23 protein-coding genes are annotated in these 20,776 nt (G+C 44.2%); 12 read left to right on the forward strand and 11 right to left on the reverse strand.

What is annotated here, in order from left to right; all coding sequences use genetic code 11:
- On the forward strand, positions 1 to 507 hold a 507-nt coding region (locus MTF70_RS03440), incomplete at its 5' end, for a sulfite exporter TauE/SafE family protein (protein ID WP_248393852.1).
- Between the two features lie 119 nt (positions 508 to 626).
- On the opposite strand, the gene MTF70_RS03445 is transcribed toward MTF70_RS03440, so the two are convergent.
- The 3 genes from MTF70_RS03445 to MTF70_RS03455 all read right to left on the reverse strand — a co-directional run bounded on the left by MTF70_RS03445 (position 627) and on the right by MTF70_RS03455 (position 3,266).
- On the reverse strand, positions 627 to 1,652 hold the full coding sequence (locus tag MTF70_RS03445) for a hypothetical protein (RefSeq protein ID WP_132936369.1): 1,026 nt from the start codon (positions 1,650 to 1,652) through the stop codon (positions 627 to 629).
- Between the two features lie 281 nt (positions 1,653 to 1,933).
- Complete coding sequence (locus MTF70_RS03450; protein WP_025768444.1) at positions 1,934 to 2,560, reverse strand: LysE/ArgO family amino acid transporter; 627 nt, start codon at positions 2,558 to 2,560, stop codon at positions 1,934 to 1,936.
- Position 2,561: 1 nt separating this feature from the next.
- Positions 2,562 to 3,266, reverse strand: a complete 705-nt coding sequence (locus MTF70_RS03455; protein ID WP_025768445.1) for a B3/4 domain-containing protein — start codon at positions 3,264 to 3,266, stop codon at positions 2,562 to 2,564.
- A 45-nt stretch (positions 3,267 to 3,311) separates the two neighbouring features.
- Here MTF70_RS03455 and MTF70_RS03460 point away from each other — a divergent pair, with 45 nt between their 5' ends.
- Complete coding sequence (locus MTF70_RS03460) at positions 3,312 to 3,914, forward strand: helix-turn-helix transcriptional regulator (protein WP_025768446.1); 603 nt, start codon at positions 3,312 to 3,314, stop codon at positions 3,912 to 3,914.
- Between the two features lie 306 nt (positions 3,915 to 4,220).
- Here the strand turns inward: MTF70_RS03460 and MTF70_RS03465 are convergent, their stop codons facing one another.
- Positions 4,221 to 5,579 (reverse strand): PLP-dependent aminotransferase family protein, encoded by a 1,359-nt coding sequence (locus tag MTF70_RS03465; RefSeq protein ID WP_025768447.1) that lies wholly within the window; start codon positions 5,577 to 5,579, stop codon positions 4,221 to 4,223.
- Between the two features lie 161 nt (positions 5,580 to 5,740).
- Between MTF70_RS03465 and MTF70_RS03470 the strand changes: the two genes are divergently transcribed.
- The gene (locus MTF70_RS03470; RefSeq protein ID WP_005389411.1) at positions 5,741 to 6,349 is read left to right on the forward strand and encodes a LysE family translocator; all 609 of its coding nucleotides are present in this window, start codon (positions 5,741 to 5,743) and stop codon (positions 6,347 to 6,349) included.
- Positions 6,350 to 6,518: 169 nt separating this feature from the next.
- On the opposite strand, the gene MTF70_RS03475 is transcribed toward MTF70_RS03470, so the two are convergent.
- Positions 6,519 to 6,764, reverse strand: coding sequence for a hypothetical protein (locus MTF70_RS03475; protein ID WP_005375556.1), 246 nt, complete (start codon positions 6,762 to 6,764; stop codon positions 6,519 to 6,521).
- A 40-nt stretch (positions 6,765 to 6,804) separates the two neighbouring features.
- A complete protein-coding gene (locus MTF70_RS03480) occupies positions 6,805 to 7,020 on the reverse strand; it encodes a DUF3820 family protein (protein ID WP_005375557.1) in 216 nt (71 codons plus the stop codon).
- Between the two features lie 144 nt (positions 7,021 to 7,164).
- Here MTF70_RS03480 and MTF70_RS03485 point away from each other — a divergent pair, with 144 nt between their 5' ends.
- Complete coding sequence (locus MTF70_RS03485) at positions 7,165 to 7,473, forward strand: cysteine-rich CWC family protein (RefSeq protein ID WP_080276966.1); 309 nt, start codon at positions 7,165 to 7,167, stop codon at positions 7,471 to 7,473.
- A 38-nt stretch (positions 7,474 to 7,511) separates the two neighbouring features.
- On the opposite strand, the gene MTF70_RS03490 is transcribed toward MTF70_RS03485, so the two are convergent.
- Positions 7,512 to 7,856, reverse strand: coding sequence for a HopJ type III effector protein (locus MTF70_RS03490; protein WP_017634382.1), 345 nt, complete (start codon positions 7,854 to 7,856; stop codon positions 7,512 to 7,514).
- A 199-nt stretch (positions 7,857 to 8,055) separates the two neighbouring features.
- On the opposite strand from MTF70_RS03490, the gene MTF70_RS03495 reads away from it, so the two are divergent.
- Entirely contained in the window at positions 8,056 to 9,825 is a 1,770-nt protein-coding gene (locus MTF70_RS03495) for a choice-of-anchor I family protein (protein ID WP_205461370.1), read from the forward strand.
- A gap of 71 nt (positions 9,826 to 9,896) precedes the next feature.
- Here MTF70_RS03495 and MTF70_RS03500 read toward each other — a convergent pair whose 3' ends face one another.
- Together MTF70_RS03500 and phhA are read right to left on the reverse strand one after the other, a co-directional pair.
- Positions 9,897 to 10,235 (reverse strand): 4a-hydroxytetrahydrobiopterin dehydratase, encoded by a 339-nt coding sequence (locus MTF70_RS03500; RefSeq protein WP_005375563.1) that lies wholly within the window; start codon positions 10,233 to 10,235, stop codon positions 9,897 to 9,899.
- Positions 10,225 to 11,019, reverse strand: coding sequence for a phenylalanine 4-monooxygenase (gene phhA / locus MTF70_RS03505; RefSeq protein WP_205461368.1), 795 nt, complete (start codon positions 11,017 to 11,019; stop codon positions 10,225 to 10,227). Before phhA ends, MTF70_RS03500 begins: the two co-directional genes overlap by 11 nt.
- A gap of 222 nt (positions 11,020 to 11,241) precedes the next feature.
- Between phhA and MTF70_RS03510 the strand changes: the two genes are divergently transcribed.
- Complete coding sequence (locus MTF70_RS03510; protein WP_025768449.1) at positions 11,242 to 13,215, forward strand: acetoacetate--CoA ligase; 1,974 nt, start codon at positions 11,242 to 11,244, stop codon at positions 13,213 to 13,215.
- A 148-nt stretch (positions 13,216 to 13,363) separates the two neighbouring features.
- On the opposite strand, the gene MTF70_RS03515 is transcribed toward MTF70_RS03510, so the two are convergent.
- Positions 13,364 to 13,939, reverse strand: a complete 576-nt coding sequence (locus MTF70_RS03515) for a class I SAM-dependent methyltransferase (protein ID WP_017821100.1) — start codon at positions 13,937 to 13,939, stop codon at positions 13,364 to 13,366.
- Positions 13,940 to 14,110: 171 nt separating this feature from the next.
- Between MTF70_RS03515 and MTF70_RS03520 the strand changes: the two genes are divergently transcribed.
- Both MTF70_RS03520 and MTF70_RS03525 read left to right on the forward strand, forming a co-directional pair.
- The gene (locus MTF70_RS03520) at positions 14,111 to 14,989 is read left to right on the forward strand and encodes a LysR family transcriptional regulator (RefSeq protein WP_053307827.1); all 879 of its coding nucleotides are present in this window, start codon (positions 14,111 to 14,113) and stop codon (positions 14,987 to 14,989) included.
- A gap of 174 nt (positions 14,990 to 15,163) precedes the next feature.
- Positions 15,164 to 16,057 carry a cation diffusion facilitator family transporter gene (locus tag MTF70_RS03525; RefSeq protein WP_205461365.1) on the forward strand — a complete coding sequence of 298 codons (894 nt, stop codon included), beginning with the start codon at positions 15,164 to 15,166 and terminating at the stop codon, positions 16,055 to 16,057.
- 151 nt (positions 16,058 to 16,208) lie between these two features.
- Here the strand turns inward: MTF70_RS03525 and yddG are convergent, their stop codons facing one another.
- On the reverse strand, positions 16,209 to 17,111 hold the full coding sequence (gene yddG, locus MTF70_RS03530; protein ID WP_065275390.1) for an aromatic amino acid DMT transporter YddG: 903 nt from the start codon (positions 17,109 to 17,111) through the stop codon (positions 16,209 to 16,211).
- Between the two features lie 120 nt (positions 17,112 to 17,231).
- On the opposite strand from yddG, the gene MTF70_RS03535 reads away from it, so the two are divergent.
- The 4 genes from MTF70_RS03535 to MTF70_RS03550 all read left to right on the forward strand — a co-directional run bounded on the left by MTF70_RS03535 (position 17,232) and on the right by MTF70_RS03550 (position 20,752).
- Positions 17,232 to 17,381, forward strand: coding sequence for a hypothetical protein (locus MTF70_RS03535; protein WP_165439042.1), 150 nt, complete (start codon positions 17,232 to 17,234; stop codon positions 17,379 to 17,381).
- A 12-nt stretch (positions 17,382 to 17,393) separates the two neighbouring features.
- Positions 17,394 to 18,044, forward strand: coding sequence for an isoprenoid biosynthesis glyoxalase ElbB (elbB, locus tag MTF70_RS03540; RefSeq protein ID WP_205461363.1), 651 nt, complete (start codon positions 17,394 to 17,396; stop codon positions 18,042 to 18,044).
- 333 nt (positions 18,045 to 18,377) lie between these two features.
- The gene (gene yiaY / locus MTF70_RS03545) at positions 18,378 to 19,526 is read left to right on the forward strand and encodes an L-threonine dehydrogenase (RefSeq protein ID WP_042521463.1); all 1,149 of its coding nucleotides are present in this window, start codon (positions 18,378 to 18,380) and stop codon (positions 19,524 to 19,526) included.
- A 149-nt stretch (positions 19,527 to 19,675) separates the two neighbouring features.
- A complete protein-coding gene (locus MTF70_RS03550; RefSeq protein WP_205461361.1) occupies positions 19,676 to 20,752 on the forward strand; it encodes a PQQ-dependent sugar dehydrogenase in 1,077 nt (358 codons plus the stop codon).
- The last annotated feature ends 24 nt before the right edge of the window (positions 20,753 to 20,776 follow it).

Here is a 20,776-nt window from a genome sequence, read left to right on the forward strand (position 1 = left end):
GTAGCATCGTATCTACAAGGAGTCTATCTGGCAGGCTTTTTCAGCGTATTCATGTTGTATGTTGCTTATAAGATGTTCCTCAACACTGAAAATGAGTACAACCCTAACCCACATGGGGCTATCGGTAATATCACTGTAGGCTCGGTGATTGGCTCTGTATCAGCACTTGTCTCTATAAGCGGTGCGGGGTTGATCATCCCCTATCTTGTCCAGCAAAATTTTGAGGTAAAACGTGCTATTGGTACCTCTGCTGCGATAGGTTTCCCTATCGCGCTGTCAGGAAGCCTCGGTTACATGTTAAACGGATGGGAAAATACAGATTGGAACAACTTAGTCTTAGGATACATATACCTTCCTGCAATGATCAGCTTCTCCATTAGTAGCTACTTAACTACTAGCCTCGGCGTGCGTTGTGCAGCGTATTTCCCAAATAAAGTTCTTAAGAAAATCGTTGGTATTTTGTGTGTTCTTCTAAGCTTTAAAATGCTGGGACAAGTACTTAATTAAGGCAAATAATACGGTCACTAGTATGTCTTGCACTATGGTGGAGGGATAAGCCTGCACAAAACTTACTCCTCGCTTTGCTTACTCGAACAGACAATGTGTAAGAAAGTGTCACATTGTTGCTATTCTTGTGGCTTTGTTAGGCTAGTCAGAATTACATCCAAAATTTTCTGGTGATTGTCCTTTCTGGAAACCTCGTCACGCTCCTGGCAAAGTGCTTCCTCCCCTTCTGATGCGAGAATTTTAATGCCACGCTCAGTACATTCTGCGAACGCACTAAACTGACTCGCACTGGGGATCTCTTGAAACGTCACATTGGGAAGAGCAACAAGTGATTCGGCTGGTGTCAGTGCGGGATGTAGCCGATCAGAGAGCGCCACCACGGTGATAGCATTGTTCATCAAGGCCAGAGTTTCAGGGACAAAAGTTTTCGTTAGCTCAGGGTTGATAACGACGACCGATTTCAGTTTGTTTTCAGACTGAAATCGGGGGAATTTTTGATCCGGGATGCTGGTAATATCAACGTTATTTTCACGTAACCAATGACAGTCTACATTTGTGGCGTTGTGACACGATGTTCGATATTTCTCCGGGCTTATTTGCGCTCCGGAGAGCATCAGCATAGATGTGCCGCCCAGAAAAAAGCCGACCCCCTGCACTGCATCAGTATCTACGCCTCCGGACAGTATCCCGACCGAACTTAATTCGTTCAGCCCAAGCACCAAATCACTGGTTCTGAATGTGATTTCATCAACAGCCATTTCTGCATTGATTTCGTTCGGTGCAGGAGGCTTTGGTACCACAACGACATAACCTTGTTGCGCCAGGCTCGAGGCTATCCAACCACTGTGGGAAAACGCTGACCGTGTTCCGCCCTGCGACAAAAGCACAACGGGAAATTTTCCACTTGCTAAAGGGGCATCTAACTGCGTTTCGACTGATTTAAAAATGTTCCCCCTACCAAACGAGAAGTTGTTTTTTTCGTTCGTTGTGGGATACCAATAATAGACTTCCACAGGCTTGTCTCTGTCTTCACTGAATCCCGTTTTGACTGTTAGCGCAGAATGGTATTTCGGCTCATTCGTACTGGCGCTGACACTGACACACAATGTAGCGAGTAGAAAAGACATTATTATTTTGGTTTTCATTTTTCCCTCAGCCGGTCAACACATTATTCTGCACGGCATCTAGAAAAATAACGCGCAGGAGATTCTCCATATATTTTGCGAAACATAGCAATAAAGTTACTTGGAGTCGAGTAACCCAAAGCAAGTGCCTACTTTGAACTGCGCCAGCACTCTCTTGGACAGAAATGATTTAGAGCATTTACTTAAATTAGCAAAATGCGAATAACTTCTGGTATGGAAAATCTGTGTCCAATCTGGCAGGAGCAGTTTAGTTATTGGAAATGCAGCTTTATCGAGACGTTCTATATGTATTGGCTTAATAGAGGTGTTGCGAGCTTCAATGCAATACCAAACATGATGCATGAAATCGCAGAATCTAAAATTCTCCATGTTCTTGGCTTACTAAAAAGTGGGATCAACTTGTTAGCCAAATACACTAATCCATAAAACCAGATCCCTGATGCAATCAGTGCCCCTATAACAAACAATAGTTTTTCATCAGGTTCCATTTGAGCAGTCACACCACCAAGGATCACCACCGTATCCAGATAGACATGTGGATTTAAAAAAGTGATAGCCATCGCCATTAAAACGACTTTTAACCAACTCTGGGCAATGTCCGAATTTTCCAACTCTAGGTGACTTGAACCATTCCATGCTGATTTTGCAGATTGGTAGCCATACCAGAAAAGAAATACTACGCCGCCAAGAGTCAAAAGGTCTTTCCATAATGGTGCTTTATAGAGCAGTGTCCCTACACCAAGTACACCAGTACTGATCAGTAGAATGTCTCCAAGAAAGCAGATAGTGGCAACGGACAGTGCGTATTGCTTTTTTAATCCGCACTTTAATAGAAACGCATTTTGGCTACCGATTGCGACAATCAAACTTCCAGAAACAACGGCACCCGTTAACAAAGTATTTATCACATCAAACCTCAATGGATTTTGAAGCAAACACCAACGATTGCTCTATCACTGAATCAGGCATGATCACTTGCAAGTGTTTAATCATTTCTTGCCCCGCCTCCTGCAAGTGTTCTAGTGGCATTTCAGGCAAGCTTTCTAGAATAAACCACATGTTACGTGTGTCAGATTCAATTCGGGTTCTGACACCCTGCCTCCAGTTCCAACGACGACAAGTAACGCCTACTTCATCGCGCCAAATTACTTCCCCAACATCAGGGTTTTCAATTGAAGCCTCACCATTTTTCATGGTGTCAAAGGATTCAGAGCCATCTGCGATAGTGAGTGTTGGCGTTCCTTGATAACTGTCCATATCTTCACCACCTACGGGTATGGCGTATCGAATACTGATGGCATTATAAATATCCACAATAGGGTCAATGCTCTGCATTCCTCCATCTTTCAATACTCGTTTTCGCAGTGCAGCAGCCGAGCAAGGGGTTCGATTTGGTTTAGCGCCAAATTGACGAAAAACGTCTCCCCACGCATTGATGTGTGATTCTGCCCATGGATAGTCGTTCTCAATGACGGAAGTACATGCTTCTTGCAGAACCCGTTTTGCATACTCTTGGCTCTGAACTTCCGTTCCTTTAACGGATATGCTCAATGCTTTGAACTCTGGTGCAATCTGGGAAATTCGAGCATCGATTGACGGCACTATAACAACCATTAGATAATTCCTTCAGTGATTCATTTTCATGCAAGATACATTACAATGACCAAAAAAGTCAATATATCGACCGATAGTGGCACTGATGCTGATTTCATTAATCAAGCGGTAGCCGCAAGGATCAAGGAACATCGAAAAAGGCTCAAGTTGTCACTGGATGCCCTGTCAAAAAGAGCAGGGATAAGTAAAGGCATGTTAGTAGAAGTAGAGAAAGGGGCAGCTAACCCTAGCATTTCGACGTTGTGTAAACTGTCTGCTGCCCTTGGGATTTCGGTTGCCGATATTGTGAATGTTGCGAGTAATCCAACAGTCAACATCATTGATAAAGAGGACATTCCAACGCTTTGGACTGGCGAGCACGGTGGTAGCGCAAAACTTCTGGCGGGAACAAGCGGCCCAGATATGATTGAGTTGTGGCGCTGGAATATGAAACCATCAGAAGTTTTTGAATCAGCAGGTCATCCACAAGGCACGTTTGAACTTTTTCATGTTGAGTCTGGAATACTCACTTTGAATATTGATGGGAAAGCCATAGAACTGCATGAAGGTCAGTCCGCTATAGCTAAAACGGATGTCCCTCACAGCTACTCAAACCAAGCAGATTCGGATTTAGTTTTCACTATGAGCGTTGCTGAGTTACATCGATAAGCCCACTCATTTAGAGGCGAGTTCAAATAAGATTTATTAAGGCAAAGCCATACTCACAATAGATGGATTAGTACTAGCCCCAAGTAACAATGGGGCACTTTTGCGTTGGAAAGTACTCAACATAAAGGTTCTCGACAAAGATGAATCAACTCGATGCTGCCCAAAAGACGTCCAAGCGAGTTTCAGATTTCAAGTAACTTTTGAGACTTTGAGCACAACTTCGAGCACTTTATGTATATCGGTGTGTTCAATCCTAATAGAGCATTGAATAGTTAGATATTGAGCAATCCATGTGAACTATGAAACTTAAGTTAACCGTTTGATTTGCTCTCTTACGATATCTAAAGCTGATTGCAATTGTAATCGGCTTAATGGACCTGCAAGTGATATCCTCACTGCTGCCGGCACTTCATACCGACCCACAGCAAACATTTCCGCTTCCCTCACTCTGACACCATGTTTCAACAACGACTGGTTAAAGTGATACCCTGTTAATGGCTCAGGCAAAGGTAGCCACACATTGTAACCAGGAACACCAATCTGGATTTCGGGAAATACTGCCTTCCAGATCCGATGACGTGCACTGAGTTCCATCGCTATCTCTCTGTCCACGGCTTGCATAGCTCCGCTAGTTAACCAACGACAAACAAGGTCAATTATCAAAGGGCTAACATACATACAACTGGCTCTTAGCGCACGTTGCAGTAAATCTTTGAACGACAGAGGCAGAATGATGAAACCCAGCCGCAATCCACCTGCAAAGTACTTAGAAAAACTGCCCACGTATAAGGTAATATCTGGAGCGATAGCAACTAAGGGACTCTTTCGATGAGACGGTGGGCAGTAGAGAACATCGTCCTCAATGATCAACACATTATAACGACGACATATCTCTATGATTTTTAGTCTTCGGCTATCCGTTAACTGAGCTCCGGTCGGGTTCTGTATTCCCGGCGTAAGATAAAGCAGTTTTGGGCGATGCCTCTTACAGTGCAAAGCCAGATCTTCTGGATCTAATCCATGTTCATCGACTTTTACTGGCACTAGCTTTCGTTCGGATTGCTGACATGCATAGATGAACTCTGGATAACACAGCCCTTCAGCAAGAATTGTATCTTTAGGGCGGCTCAGAGATTGAATAATCAACGATATCCCGTGTTGCCCTCCATGAGTCCACACTAGACGCTGTGAATCAATATCGATATTGAATTTGGTCATCAGCCATTGTCGAAGAGTCTCGTTATGACCCTGAATGCCATCAGCGGAGTAGTAATCCAGCACGGCTGCCTGCGCAATTTCCTCGTGTGATAGCTCTTTCAACGCATTCGCAAGAAATTTCGGCTGCGATAATAGCAAAGGTCGGCAACGTGCCAGATCAATGCCTTTTTCTTCCAATACCGGATGATAAAAGTGGTTCAGTTCAGTTTCTCTGTTACGTACATAAGTACCGCTTCCTACTTTTGGTTCCGTTAAGCCCCTCCGCTCTAGCTCCCTATATGCCCTCGTCACCGTTCCAACCGTCACACCTAAGCGATAAGATAAAATACGCTGAGGAGGTAATTTAGTGTCTGGTTCGAGTTCACCACTCTCTATCACCTCAGCAATCGCATCAGCCAGTGCCATAAACTTAGGTCCGGAACGACCCGATATATCAGGGACTAACATTGTCTCTCTCCGAAGGGGTACAATTAATTCTTGTATTCAGGATAAATAAGGCCTGACGAAAATGAAATCAAAGAATTGTCACCATGACGCATTAACTGTAGGTCTCTCTCACTTCATCCCTTTATTCTTGGCTTATCAGCACTAATTTGAGAAGAAAAGAAATGACAACATTATGGGACCTAACTCCAGCGATGAGTTTATTTGCGTTTGTCACCGCCATAACACCCGGCCCAAATAACTTATTGCTCGCCAACTCAGGGGCACAATTTGGTATAAGGAAATCATGGCGACACCTAATTGGTATCCGTATTGGCGTAATAGGGTTAATTCTGCTTTGTGCATGTGGTGTCGGTGTTGCCCTACAAACTCATCCAAGTTGGTATCTCGCTATAAAATACATCGGTCTGGTTTACATGTTCTGGCTGATGATTAAGCTGCTATGTACTAACCCTTTCGCAGGCAAACCCACTAAAAGCAAACCAATCAACGTAACTCAGGCTACGTTGTTTCAACTGGGTAATATGAAGGCTTGGATGGCATCACTTGCTTTGGTCACAAGTTATAGTCTCCCTTCTAACTATTGGTTCTCTGTTACATTGATTACTTTCGTGTTTACGACATTCGGACTGTTTGCAAATATTACTTGGGTCTGGGTTGGTAAAAAAATTCGTATTTATCTCAATACCGTATTAAGACAGCGCGTGTTCAACATCAGCCTAGCGACGATAACATTCATATCATTGTTACCAGTTTTGGGGCACTCTGCCTGAATGGCAAAGAGCAGAGTTTTGTATGTATAAAATTGCCAATTATCTAAATTCGCATTTCGAGGCGTAACACACTTTGGGGCCAAAAAGAGTCAGCCTAACGGTCTGGCTCTTTTGAATGAAAAAATAGTCTGGTGGGAGAACTTGTAAGGCTGTGGCAGGTTACACTCACTTACTCCTTAGGCAGGTGACCAGTTTCCTTTGCAAGCTTTTGCATCGCCTCGGCAAACGTTGTTGTCCCGCCTTTAGCTTTAACCTGTATTACCTTATATCCCAACTTTTCCAACGCTTGGCGCTCTGCCAAAACAGCTTTGTCATTGTGTTGGCTACCTTGAGCTGGCTGATGAATGTAACATCCCTCTAGTTTACCATCTTCGACCAATTGGTGATGTTTCAGTGCATCGATATCAAAATTCATAATAAGTCTTTTCATTAAGAGTGGGAGTTTCTGTGGCTAGTTACATACGCTTCAAAGGCTTCACGACACTATCTAAGCCTTCAATTTTGAGCGCTAAACATAGCTTGAGCAAATCCCCTAGCTCGCCGCTTGGCCAGCCCTTTTTATCAAACCACAGTAAGTATTCTTCAGGCAGGTCGATTAACACTCGCCCTGCATATTTCCCAAATGGCATTTGCATTCTAGCGAGTTTAATGAGGTTTTCTTTTTCTAACATAAGTGACAGAGAGTTAAGGTAACTCGTCCAAGGGTAACACTGGTTCTCCCTCCTCACCAGCAAATCGCAGTCACGTTTATTTTTGGCGGCCTTGACTCGCTTTATGCTAGAGTACGCGGCATAAAAAATGAGAACGAGAAAGCAATGAAGTCACCTTGTCGAGCTGCATGTAAAAATAACGCCGGAATATGCTCTGGTTGTCACCGAACGATGGATGAAATCATCCAATGGAAAGACAAAACCGATCTCCAACGAGATGCGATTATCGAACAAATCGCAGGAGAAGATTCAACGCACAGTTGTCCTGAGTGCGGGACTCAAGCCCATTGTGATATCGCCGCAGGCAAAGAGACATGCTGGTGCTTTACTATAGAAACCCGTGATTTACCCAAGCCAAGCGCCAACCAGCTGTGTTTGTGCCGAAAATGTCTAGAAAAAAAGCCAGTCGCGTAATACGACTGGCTTACTGATCATCGTTTTCTGACTGGTGTTTATTTAGCGGTTAAAGCGGACGCTTCAAACTTAATGCCTTCCCACCCTGTCACCATAAAATTACGAATATTCTGGTGATCGCTGTTCTCTGGATACTGCAATACATCTTCACGATAAAAGCGGCCAAAGCAGGCTAGCGTCGCTTCTTTGTCTAGGTTGTTTAGCAAACCGAAAGCGAAGATCTTACACGAACCGTTGTTCTCGCCTGCATTGTTTTGTGTCTCACCATTTACAAAAGCGGTTGGCTCAAACGTATAGTTATCTTCGATCACCGCCATCGTTGCTTCAAATTCGACCTGCTCTGGTGACGCTGCCAATAAATCTAAAAACGATTTTAATTCCATTATTCCTCTATCCCTACTTCATCATATTGATGACACATTAGTTTCATAAAAAGCCAATATAAGAGTCATCAATCATACATATATTCAGAGCCTTACCAAATCACACGTCATTCAGCGCTCTATCATTCCAGTTGCGGAAATGGACAGCAGCATAAAACCCATGCTGATTGACAACCTATCGGATTGATAAGGAGATATCATGATCACCCCTTTAAAGGCAATCGGTGCACTCGCATTGTCATCACTTGCCATCGCGTGTTCATCACAACCCGAAGATACCGTGGCTTCATTCGCTACACAATGCAAACCTACCACTGCGCCCGTTACTGGGGAAACTTCAATTCAAGGGTTAACGTTTATCGGGACATCCGTTGCTGATGCTCCATTCGATACATCGGCAGCTGAAATCGTGAGTTATGACGCCTGTACAGATAAGCTCTATGTGGTGAATGCTCAAGCAAAACGTATCGATGTACTTTCTATGGATGACAACGGCGTACCAACGCAAAGCGCATTCATTGATCTCAACAGCGCTGGCGAAGCAGCGGGCATTGAAATTGGCGCAGCAAACAGTGTCGCTGTATTCAATGGTTTGGTAGCTGTTGCGATTGAAAACAGTAATAAACAAGCGAATGGTATTGTTGGCTTGTACCGCTCCGGCGATTTGTCATTAGTCACGACTTTCCCAACAGGCGCATTGCCAGACATGGTTGGCTTCTCAAAAGATGGCCGATACATCGCAACCGCTAATGAAGGAGAACCAAACAGCGATTACAGCATTGACCCTGAAGGTAGTATCACTTTGATCGATCTGAGCCTTGGTGTTACTCAAGCAGAAGTAACACAAATTGGCTTTAACGAATTTGATGGTTCACGAAAAGCAGAGCTCCCAATGAATGTGCGTATTTCGGGGCCAAACGCCACCATCGCACAAGATCTAGAGCCTGAATACCTCACTTTTGCAGATAACGGTAAAATCTATGTCGCGCTACAAGAAAATAACGCCATGGCAATCGTCAATCCAGAGAGCAAATCGGTAGAAAAAATTGTTGGCTTAGGTGAGAAGTCTTGGTCGGGCGCTAAACTCGATGCATCCAACAAAGACAAAATCATTGGGAACTTGAAAAGCTACCCACAACTGGTTGGCTTATTTATGCCTGACACTATCGACAGCTACTCAGTGAATGGGAGTACTTACATCGTATCTGCAAATGAAGGCGACGGGCGTGAGTACGGATTCAAAACCACTCTAGAACTGTGCGACAAAGCTGGCTTTATGTGGGATGAAGACGATTACCTTGGTACAGATGAATACACATCTGAGCAAGGGAGCTGTTTAAGCCATATTGATGAAGTGCGCGGTAAGAAGCTGAAAGTAGCAGCAGAACACCCATTGGCAGAGGCACTAAAAGACAACAAACAACTCGCGCGTTTAAAAGTGATTAAGCCGGAACAAACGCTTTCTGCACAAGAGAATGTTCAATCATTTGGCGCGCGTTCATTCTCGATTTGGGATGAAAACGGCAAGTTGGTCTTCGATAGTGGTGACGATTTCGCGACTATCGCGCTGCTGAATGAAGGCAAGAACTTCAACAGCACCAACGATAACAATAATAGTGGCGATGACCGAAGTGATGATAAAGGTATTGAGCCAGAGGCGATTGAAGTAGCACAAATTAACGGTCGTCATTACGCGTTTATCGGCTTGGAGCGTCAAGGCGGTATCATGATTTATGACATCACAGACCCGAAACAAGCGCAGTTTATGCATTACGTAAACCGCCGTGATTACAATCAGCCAGTATGTACAGAAGTCGAAGATGGCGAATGCATGAACGACACATACAATCCAAAAGCAGGCGATTTAGGTCCAGAATCCATTAATTACTTTACCCGTAATGGTGGTCATTTTATCGCCGTTGGCAATGAGGTATCGGGCACGACATCCGTCTTCCGAATCAATCTATAAAGTAATGTAAAAGTCATTTAGAACCAAAACGCCCGACGTAAGCCGGGCGTTTTTTTGTATGAGGTAATGTCCTACTCTGCCGATGCTAGCGCGTCACACTTTGATGCGCAGATAAAATCGTTTTTATGCAGACCTTTGATAGAGTGACTCCACCACGTTACGGTAACCTTACCCCATTCCAACAAAATAGAAGGATGGTGGAACTCATCTTCTGCCAGTTCCGCGATTTTGTTACTGAAAGCCCATGCTTGTTTGAAGTTCTTAAATTTATACACCTTTTCTAGTTGAGGTATATCTTCTCTTTCAATGATCTGCCAATCAGACAATTGCAGAAGCAGAGACTGTTGCTCTTCTTTGCTTAGTGCAATGGCATCGATACTACAAGCTTCGCATTTTTGTTCATTCAACATGAGCAGGTTCCTTTGGTTCAAAAAGTGGAGGAAGCAGTCCAGCTTCAATCGCTAGATCGGCTTGTTTCAATAAATTTAACTGACTGATTTTAAAAAGTTGAGAAAAGTCGTCAATCACGTAGTACTTCGGTTGCATGATGTCGATACGATAAGGCGTTCTCAGCACTGTTTGTAATTCAAATGGGTCGCGAATTGCTGCATCACTCTCTAATGCGTAGAGGGTTTCGCCAGGAGATGAAAGAATACCACCACCGTAAATTTTGGTTTTGTCCCCTTCTTTCACCAAGCCAAACTCTACGGTAAACCAGTAGAGGCGAGCGAGATAGGCTCTTTTTTTTGGGGTAGCGGCTTGCCCTAGTTGACCATAATGCTCGGTAAATGCAGCAAAGTCTGGGTTGGTTAACATCGCGCAATGACCAAATATTTCGTGGAAGAAATCTGGCTCCTGTAAGTAATCGAACTCATCTCTTGTACGCAAGAATGTGGCGACTGGAAAGCGCTTATTACCGAGTAGATTAAAAAATCGGTCGAAATCAATAAGCGCGGGAACGGGCTCCACTTGCCAACCTGTTGTCTCCATCAAGACACGATTAATTTCTGGTAACTGAGGAACGCGGTCTTGAGGTAAATCAAGCAGCGTCAAACCGTGTAAATAAGCCTCACAAGCTCTGTTTTGGATCACACCCATTTGTCGTGTTACCAAATCTCGCCAAATGGCGTCTTCTTCACGGCTCCATTCAACCCTGCCTTCCTGGTTTACGGGTTTAGAACGATACTGGGTCATGGCTCACCTCCATTAACAAATCCTTTACATTAAGCCTATCTGTAGTCTTAAGAGCTTCCAATCCCTACGCGACTTTCTCAGCATCATCCCGATGTAACATATTGTTTACAATGCATCGTAACTGCATGATTTTTATGACACGATATAATATCTGGCTTGTTTGACTTTATCGTGTATTCCTCTCAAACTAAAACCTGTTATCACTTTGTTATAGAGGGACCTATGCGCGAGAGCAGCAAAGTATGGCAACCGAGCGAAAGTCGTATCGAAGAAGCCAACATTACACAGTTTATTGAACACATTAATCGACAAGGAAATACCCTTGAAAGCTTCGCTGATCTGCATCAATGGTCACTCGATCATGTAGAAAAATTTTGGCAGGAAGTTTGGCTATTCTGCGACGTCATTGGCACTCAGGGAGAGACCATAAAAGAGCGAGCAGAAAGTCGCTGGCAGCAACCTGTTGAAAATAGGGATATAAAATGGTTCCCAAACGCGCAAATTAACTACGCCGAAAATTTGTTAACCTACGCGTGTCACCAACCCGATGATCTCGCGATTTGGTTTGAAAATGAACGTGAAGAAAAACAGACCTACACCTGGAAACAATTGTGCGAAGAAGTTTCGAGTGTGCAGCAATGGTTGAAAGAATGTGGAATTAAGCAAGGTGATGTCGTCGCTGGGTATTTACCTCACCTACCTCAAACGGTGGTAGTCATGCTAGCAACCAGTAGTTTGGGGGCGACCTGGACTTCCACCTCACCTGATTTTGGCGTCGAAAGCGTTTTGGAACGCTTTGGTCAAGTGAAACCCAAAATCCTGTTTACTTGTGATGGCTATACATTCAATGGCAAAACTTTCGATATGTCTGAGAAAAACCAGCATATTGCGGATCATCTTGATGGTCTTAAACAAGTTTGCCAAATTAGCTACCTTAAACCACACATTTTTGAATGCGATGTCTGCACCCAAGATTGGCAAAACGTCCTGAATCAATACACACCCGAAGCGCTGACTTTTACTCGTGTGAATTTTAACGATCCGCTATTTGTGCTCTATTCTTCAGGCACAACAGGCAAACCGAAATGCATCGTCCATTCCGTCGGCGGAACGGTGCTTAATCACTTGAAAGAGCATCAACTGCATTGCGATATTCAACCGAACGACCGAGTGTTTTACTACACAACCTGCGGCTGGATGATGTGGAACTGGCACGTTTCTTCACTCGCGAGCGGTGCATGTTTGGTGATTTTTGATGGTAGCCCTGTTTACCCCACTCATAATGTGCTCTGGGACCTCGCAGAACAAGCCGAAGTGACGCTATTTGGAACCTCAGCAAAATACCTAGAGGCGCTGGAAAAAGCATCTTTTTCTCCGCAGAAAAGTGATGCATTTTCAAGTCTGAAAACCATTTGTTCGACTGGCTCTGTTCTGTATCCAGAACAGTTTGATTATGTCTATCAGCACATTAAAGAAGATGTACACCTCGCCTCGATTTCTGGCGGAACAGACATTTGTGGCTGCTTTGTATTAGGCAACCCTATTTCTCCCGTTTATCGGGGAGAGTGCCAATCAGCAGGGTTAGGGGTCGATGTCCGAGTCTTTAACCCACAAGGTAATAGCGTAATGGGAGAGCGCGGTGAGTTGGTTTGCGCCAATTCATTACCCAACTTCCCTGCTGGCTTTTGGAACGACACCGGTGAGAGATATCATCGTGCTTATTGGGATAAATTCGACAATATTTGGCACCACGGCGATGATGTTGAACAGACCCGCGTTGGGGGATACGTATTTTATGGTCGAAGTGATACCACGTTGAATCCTGGTGGCGTAAGAATCGGCACGGCCGAAATCTATCAGCAAGTGAACTGTATAGACGGTATTCTAGATTCGATCGCAGTAGGAAAAGAAGTCGATCGCAACGAACAAATATGGCTGTTTGTCCAATTAGTCAAAGGGGTAGAGCTCAATGACGAGATGATCGCTTCCATCAAAGCACAGCTAAAGTCTGCATGTTCTCCAAGGCATGTACCTAGTGCAATTTACGCAATAAGCGATATACCTAAGACACGCTCAGGAAAGCTGGTCGAGTTAGCCGTTAAGCAAGTCGTTAACAACCGAAGCGTCGAAAATTTAGGCGCAATAGCCAACCCTGAAGTGCTGGAGGAGATACGCAGGATAGTCGTCTCAAAATAACCTCCGAAGACTAAGTTGTTCGAGTATGTCCTTGCCTGCACCACGACGCTTGTTTAGAGCAAGTGAAGTTACATATATCCTCAGCAGATAAGAAAAAAGCGAGCTTGTTAGCTCGCTTTTGTCATTTTTTGTTCTTTATTCAGCGGTATTAGCGACGACCAAGCCCCATTAATACCGACATTGTTTTACCATCAGATGTAATGTCAAAAACGTGTTGCGATTCAACTTCAGTAAAACCCGCTTCTTTCAGTGCACGCTCAGACTTCGCAAGGGTAAAACCGTCTTGTTCACATTCTGCAATCCAATCAAAATGAACAAAATAGCCGCCGTGGTTAAGTAGAGAATGCGAGATCGTTAATGACGCGTCTAAGTCTTCCACAAACGCTAAAACTGATGATGCAACCACCAAGTCGAACTGTCCACGAAAGGCCGGATGCTGAGCGACCAAGCCGCGAGATAATGCATCTACCACAGGTTCTACGTTGACGAGCTCTTTTTTATCGAGTTCCTCAATCATGGCTTCCGATGCGTCTAATGCTACGATGTCTTTAACCATCGGTGACAATCGTTGACTTAACTGCCCTGTTCCGCATCCAAAATCTAGTACTTTAATGCCATCAAGCTGAGTTAGCTGTTGTAACTGCTCAAACACCGACTGCGCAAATTGCTCTGTTGCTGGATTTGATTCCCAGTTTTTTGCTAAGCCGTCCCAATCTTGTGCCATCGTGGCCTCCATGTTCACTTTTTGTAACCCACATAGATTACCGCAAAACCGTTAAAAGACCATAGACTTATCTGGCGGATTCGCGTTTTTTTCGATAATCTTTCATGGCTTTGGGAGCGCATCTGCATAATACCCAAATTATTTGAATTCATTTATTGGTTGTGTCAAATCATGAACTTAACTCAAGTAGAAGCCTTCTGCACCATCGCTGAGTGTGGTTCTGTTTCTGAAGCGGCAAGGCAACTCGACTGCAATCGCACCAAACTCAGTATGTCGATTAAGGCATTAGAGAAAGATCTCGACGTTGAATTGTTTAACCGAACTGGCAACCAGCTCACCCTCTCTGAAGCTGGGAAAGCCATTTACAAAGATTGCGAACACCTACTTATCATCGCACAACGGGTCAGAAAGACCTGCGCTCAAATCTCGGAAGGGTTTAACGCGGAAGTTTGGGTAGCACGTGACGACTCCTTACCTGATGATCTCTGGCAAGAATTATCTCATACATTGAATAACCGCTTTCCTTCAACAACCTTCAACTTAATCTTGGCATCCAGTGGCGACTTAGCCAACTTGGTCAGTACCCACCAAGTAGATTTTGCTTTCGGCGTTGATTATGAGCGAGTAGACGATCCTCGTATCGTATATAACCCGTTAGGCAAGATACGTATGATGTCAGTATGCAGTGTAGAACACCGCCTAAGTAAGATGCGCCGTGTCTCAGACGAAGATCTACGTAGTCAAATGCAAGCACTAATGGTGTACCTAAATGAGAAAGACAACCCTGAACTGCAACCTTTCTCGACTCGATATATTGGTTTTTCGAGTTTTGACTACATGCTGAACACCATCTTAGAAGAAGACGCTTGGGGAGTGCTTCCTGAACCATTAATCCGCCATTACCTTCGTCAGCAGAAGCTCGCCGTTATCAAACACACATACGGATTGACGCAAGAAGACTACTGTATGTTTTCACCTAACGGCCATGCTGAGCATCCTGCAATGACGTGGTTAGCTGATAAATTGAGCGAGTATTTATTTGACTTCTAAACATTTTATCAGTGAGCGTCAATTTTACTGACACCTAAAATCACAGTAAGTCATTGTTTTATAAAAACATAAATAAAAACGCATTTTTTAGATTAGTTACTGGTCACTTTGTGGTTGCCTAAATTACCTTATGAGCGAAGAATAGTAAGGTATTAAAATTCAAAGGCATCTTTTATGTGTGACAGGACAAGCAAAAACGAAAACCGTATTCTAACCATTTCAGCCCTTTTGGCATCTGGGTTCGCTGCTGGTGGTATGGTACTTGGCTTGCTTGTAGGCTCAATTGTCATCATGTTTGACGGTGTTTACTCTTTGGTCAGTTTACTGTTAACTTTATTGTCACTGGCCGCTTCTTATTATATTAACAAGCCTTCAAAATCTGTATTCCCATTTGGAAAAGCGGTCTTAGAACCAATCGTTATTGCTATAAAAGCAGCCGTCATTTTAGTGGTTGTAAGCTTCTCTCTCTACTCTGCGATATCAGCATTGATGTCTGGAGGTCGTGAGGTCGATGCTTCTATTGCGACCTTATTCGGCATCGTGAATGTTATCGGCTGTGGTTACGCTTGGTGGTTTATGGCGAAACGCAGCCGCCGCTTCTCATCAGGCTTAATTGAAGCGGAGAAAAAACAGTGGCAAATGGATACTCTGCTAAGTGTGGCGGTGACCGTAGGATTTATCTCGGCTTGGGCTGTTTCACTAACGCCATTCTCTGAGTATGCGGTATATGCCGATCCCATGATGATGGTTTTAATGGGCTTTTACTTCCTCAAAGTACCGTTCGGTATGCTAGTAGGTGCCTTACGTGAACTACTAATGATGACACCAAGCAAAGAGCTGTGTCAGAGCGTTGGCAAAGATGTTCTTGAGATTGAAAAAGTGACTGAGCATCAATTGAAACTGGCTGGCGTAACGAAGGTGGGCCAAGAGCTACGAGTAAATGTGGACGTACATATTGATGACGACACATTGGAGCTTGATACACTAGAGCACACTCGTAAGCAGCTTATCAAGCGACTGTCGAAGCACAGATTCAAGCTTCAACTACACTTGAACGTCGCTTATTAGAGCGCCACCAAAGAGCCGTTAAAACTCAATAAAAAGCTCCCAATCTCGGGAGCTTTTTTAATTTTTTCGATTTAGTTGCTTCGTATTCGAATACAGCTCGCAAGGGAGATCTGTTCGTTGCTCACTTAAATTCTCTGATCTCGTTGGTAACTTACCCAGCCGCTTCGCGCTTCTCTTTGGTGACTAACCAACACATCAGCGAGCCCACCGTTACCATCACAACGCCCTGCCAAAAGCTATGGCTCAGAGTTACGCCAAGAATAATAGAAGAAAATAAAGCGGAAAAAATGGGCGTGAAGTAAGACAAGGTGGCGAGAAAAACCATATTGCCGCCAACGATCGCGATGTTCCATAAACCATAACCACCAGCCATTAAAGCCGCAGAAGCCACTAAGTACCCCATCGCTTCCCAACTGAATGTCATTGGTGGCTCATCGGTAAACGCATATTTGATCCAAAGCGAAACAGCTGTTGCAATGAAAAACAGGGTAATCGCATTATGTTTAGATTGCTGCTTTTGGGTTAAGTTGCAATAAAAAGCCCATATAACCGCCCCAGCAAAAGCCATAAAATATACCAGAGGGTTACTACTAACATTGGACATGATCTGAGTTATGGATAAGCCATTCTCACCGCTCACAGTCCAAGCAACCCCAACAAACGCCAGCGTAACTGCTGGATAAAGCAACCAGTTTGTTTTTTTATTGCTGCCAAGGACCGCAAATAAAACCGTCAGTGCGGGCCAAAGGTAGTTGACAATCGACACCTCAATTGCCTGCGCGCGCGAGTTGGAATATCCCAAAGATAAAGCGAGAAATATTTCATAACAAACGAACATCGCACCACCAAGCACAAGATACTTGGGAGAAAAGTAAGACAACTTTGGAATACCGACCACGATAAGAAGGAAAACAGAGCTAAGAGAGTACAACATGGCTGCCCCGCCTACAGGACCTAAACTCTCCGTAACCAACCTCGCGATGCCAAGCAGACAACTCCAAGAGAGAATCGCGATACAACCATAAAGTGTGAAACGAAATTGCACTGATTTCATGTGACCTACCACTCACGAATGCCAAAGGAAACGTCAGCTTAACTCAAAAATGATCAGGTTCAACGTACTGTTTTATAAAAATCAGTATAAAAATCATTCTATTAAGCCGTTGGAGTTGATATGAAACATTTTCTGCCCTCTAGTGTTATGCTTACACCCTTTGTTGTGCGCTACTATGATGAAGATGACGACGAGAGTGAAAACGTTAAAACACACTCGGAAACGCATGGTCTAGATAGCGAAGAGCAATCTAAGGAACGTTCAGAGTAAAGGAATCCAAACATGAAAAAAGTCGCAGTCATTTTAAGTGGTTCAGGCGTTTACGACGGTTCTGAGATCCACGAAGCAGTGTTGGCGCTCTACGCCATCGAGAAAGCAGGGGCAACTTGGCACTGCTTTGCACCTAACATTGACCAACTCCACGTCATCAATCACCTAACAGGTGACGAAATGGATGAAGCCCGTAACGTACTGATCGAATCAGCTCGTATCGCACGCGGAAACATTGACGATGTTGCCAAACTTAACGTTGATGAATACGATGCCCTACTGCTTCCAGGTGGATTTGGTGCTGCGAAAAACTTAACCGACTTCGCCGTTTCAGGTGCGGAGTGCTCCATTAACACACACGTAGCTCAAGCTTGTCGCGCGTTTGCTAATGCGAAAAAACCAGCTGGCTATCTGTGTATTTCTCCTGTCATTATTCCGATGATTTATGAGCAAGGCGTGAAAGGAACGGTAGGCAACGATGAGGCAGTCTCAATAGCATTTAATCAAATGAGCGGTGAACACACCACGTGCCCTGTCGAAGACATCGTTTTTGATGAAAAACACCTCGTACTTTCAACCCCTGCTTACATGTTGGCAGAGAATATCTCTCAAGCGGCTTCAGGTATCGAAAAGTTAGTATCAAAACTGATTAAAATAGCTTAATTATTAGTAGTTAGCTTATAAAACACTTCCCTATCCCCATTGATAATTAAGTTATTAATGGGGATTTTTTATACTTTAGTCGAATTTAGAGATATATCCGCGTCAGAAGTCAATTTCTGCCAATCGTTTACGTCCATAGTTTCATATTTGTTCTACTTTATATCAGTGTTGCACTTATACGCAGTGCAACAAGATCACTGTCACAGTTTTTCTATTGCAAGTACCTCTAAGTAGGTAAACTTGCTTCAGATCAACTTCAATCTGGAAACGAATGTGCGACAGTAAATGGCAAATTAAGAAAGATTATTAAAAATAACGACGGAGCTATCCAATATGACAAGTGCATTTTTTATCCCTACGGTAAACCTAATGGGCGCTGGTTGTTTGAAAGACGCAGCAGACAGCATCCAATCTCAAGGCTTTAAAAAAGGTTTGATCGTTACGGATAAGATCCTTAACCAAATCGGTGTAGTCAAACAAGTTCAAGACCTTCTCACTGAGCGCGATGTAGCAACCGTTGTGTTTGATGGTACTCAACCAAATCCAACTATCAGCAACGTTAACGACGGCTTAGCACTTCTTACTGATAACGAATGTGACTTCGTTGTCTCTCTAGGTGGTGGTTCACCACACGACTGTGCGAAAGGTATCGCGCTTGTTGCTTCTAACGGCGGCAAAATCGCAGATTACGAAGGCGTAGACCAGTCTGCAAAACCAATGATGCCACTTATCGCAATCAACACGACGGCAGGTACTGCATCTGAAATGACGCGTTTCTGCATCATCACTGACGAAGAGCGTCACATCAAGATGGCTATCGTTGATAAGCACACAACACCGCTTATCTCGGTAAACGATCCAGAGCTAATGCTAGCTAAACCTGCTTCGCTAACTGCGGCAACAGGTATGGATGCCCTAACTCACGCGATTGAAGCTTACGTATCTATCGCAGCAACACCAATCACTGATGCGGTAGCAATCAAAGCGATTGAGCTTATCCAGGCTTATCTACGCACAGCAGTGAAAAACGGTGAAGATCTAGAAGCTCGTGAACAAATGGCATACGCGCAGTTCATGGCGGGTATGGCATTCAACAACGCGTCTCTAGGTTACGTACACGCAATGGCACACCAGCTAGGTGGTTTCTACGACCTTCCACACGGTGTTTGTAACGCGATTCTTCTACCTCACGTACAGCGCTACAACGCGCAAGTATGTCCTGAGCGTCTACGTGACGTAGCAAAAGCAATGGGCGTAAACGTAGAAGGCATGTCTGCTGAAGCAGGTGCAGCGGCAGCAATCGACGCTATCGTTACTCTAGCGAAAGATGTGGGTATCCCAGCAGGTATTAAAGAGCTTGGTGCGAAACTAGAAGACATCCCAACACTAGCAGACAACGCACTGAAAGACGCTTGTGGTTTCACTAACCCTAAACAAGCAACTCACGAAGAAATCTCTAAGATCTTCGAAGAAGCGATGTAATCTCGCTAACTAAACAATTCTCTAGCCTTAATTCAATCCCCGATTTCGTATCGGGGATTTTTTACATTCATATACAAGTGAATCTCTGCCAAACATAGTCTTTTAGTGTTAGCTTTTAAGTATTAACACGATTCATATTGGAAGGAACCATGAGAACGATTGCTGCTACCCTACTCGCTTGTTTATCCTTTTCTGCCAACACTGCCGAATACCGCGCCAACGAAGTGGCGAATGGATTTCAGATCCCTTGGGGGATCGAGTTCTTAGATAACCAACGCGTTATCGTCAATGAAAAAAACGGTACGGTTTCGTTGCTGGATATCACCACAGGCAAACCTCAAAAGCTGTTTAACGTCCCCAATGTGAACACCAGTGGACAAGCCGGCTTATTGGATGTTGCGCTCGCACCGAATGCCGATAAGCAAAACCCGCAACTCTTCTTTACCTACAGCAAGCGCACGAGTAAAGGCAATACGGTGGCGTTAGCGACGGCGCAATTGCAAAACAATCAACTTGTGGGTTGGAACGATCTCTTTGTTGCTGATGCCATCACCGACACAGGGCGTCACTACGGCAGTCGACTTTCATTTGTTGACGACAAAGTTTATTTCTCAATCGGTGACCGTGGCGAACGTGATAATGGGCAAGACACTCAAACCCATGCTGGCAGTATTCTGCGCCTTAACCTTGATGGTTCGGTTCCGCAAGACAACCCATTCAAACCTTCCCAAGCTCTTCCTGAGATATGGAGTTACGGGCACCGCAACCCGCAAGGTATGTTTTACGACGAAGCAACAAAACAGCTGTGGTCTATTGAACATGGACCACGCGGCGGCGATGAAATTAATCTAATCAAGAAAGGCGCGAACTACGGCTGGGCTAAAGTCTCTCATGGTAAAGAATATTGGGGACCGTTGGACGTCGGTGAAGCTAAGTCGTTACCGGGAATGGAAGATCCAAGACTGGTATACATCCCTTCTATCGCACCAAGTAACATGATTTTGTACCGTGGCGATAAATACCCAGAGTTGGACGGAAAGATCCTCGCTGGTGCATTGAAACTGGCACACATCAACGTGGTCTCTATTGAGAATGGCAAGCTCACCGAATCAAAAAGATTGATGGAGAATCTTGGTGAACGAGTAAGAGATATAACCATCAGCCCCGATGGCTATATCTATTTTTCTACCGACAGCGGCAAAATCTTTCGTCTTGAGGAGAAATAGTTTTCTCTTAAGAGCTAGTCAAAA

This window comes from Vibrio sp. 2CM40D, from assembly GCF_023161825.1.
GTDB classification, from domain to species: Bacteria; Pseudomonadota; Gammaproteobacteria; order Enterobacterales; family Vibrionaceae; genus Vibrio; species Vibrio alginolyticus.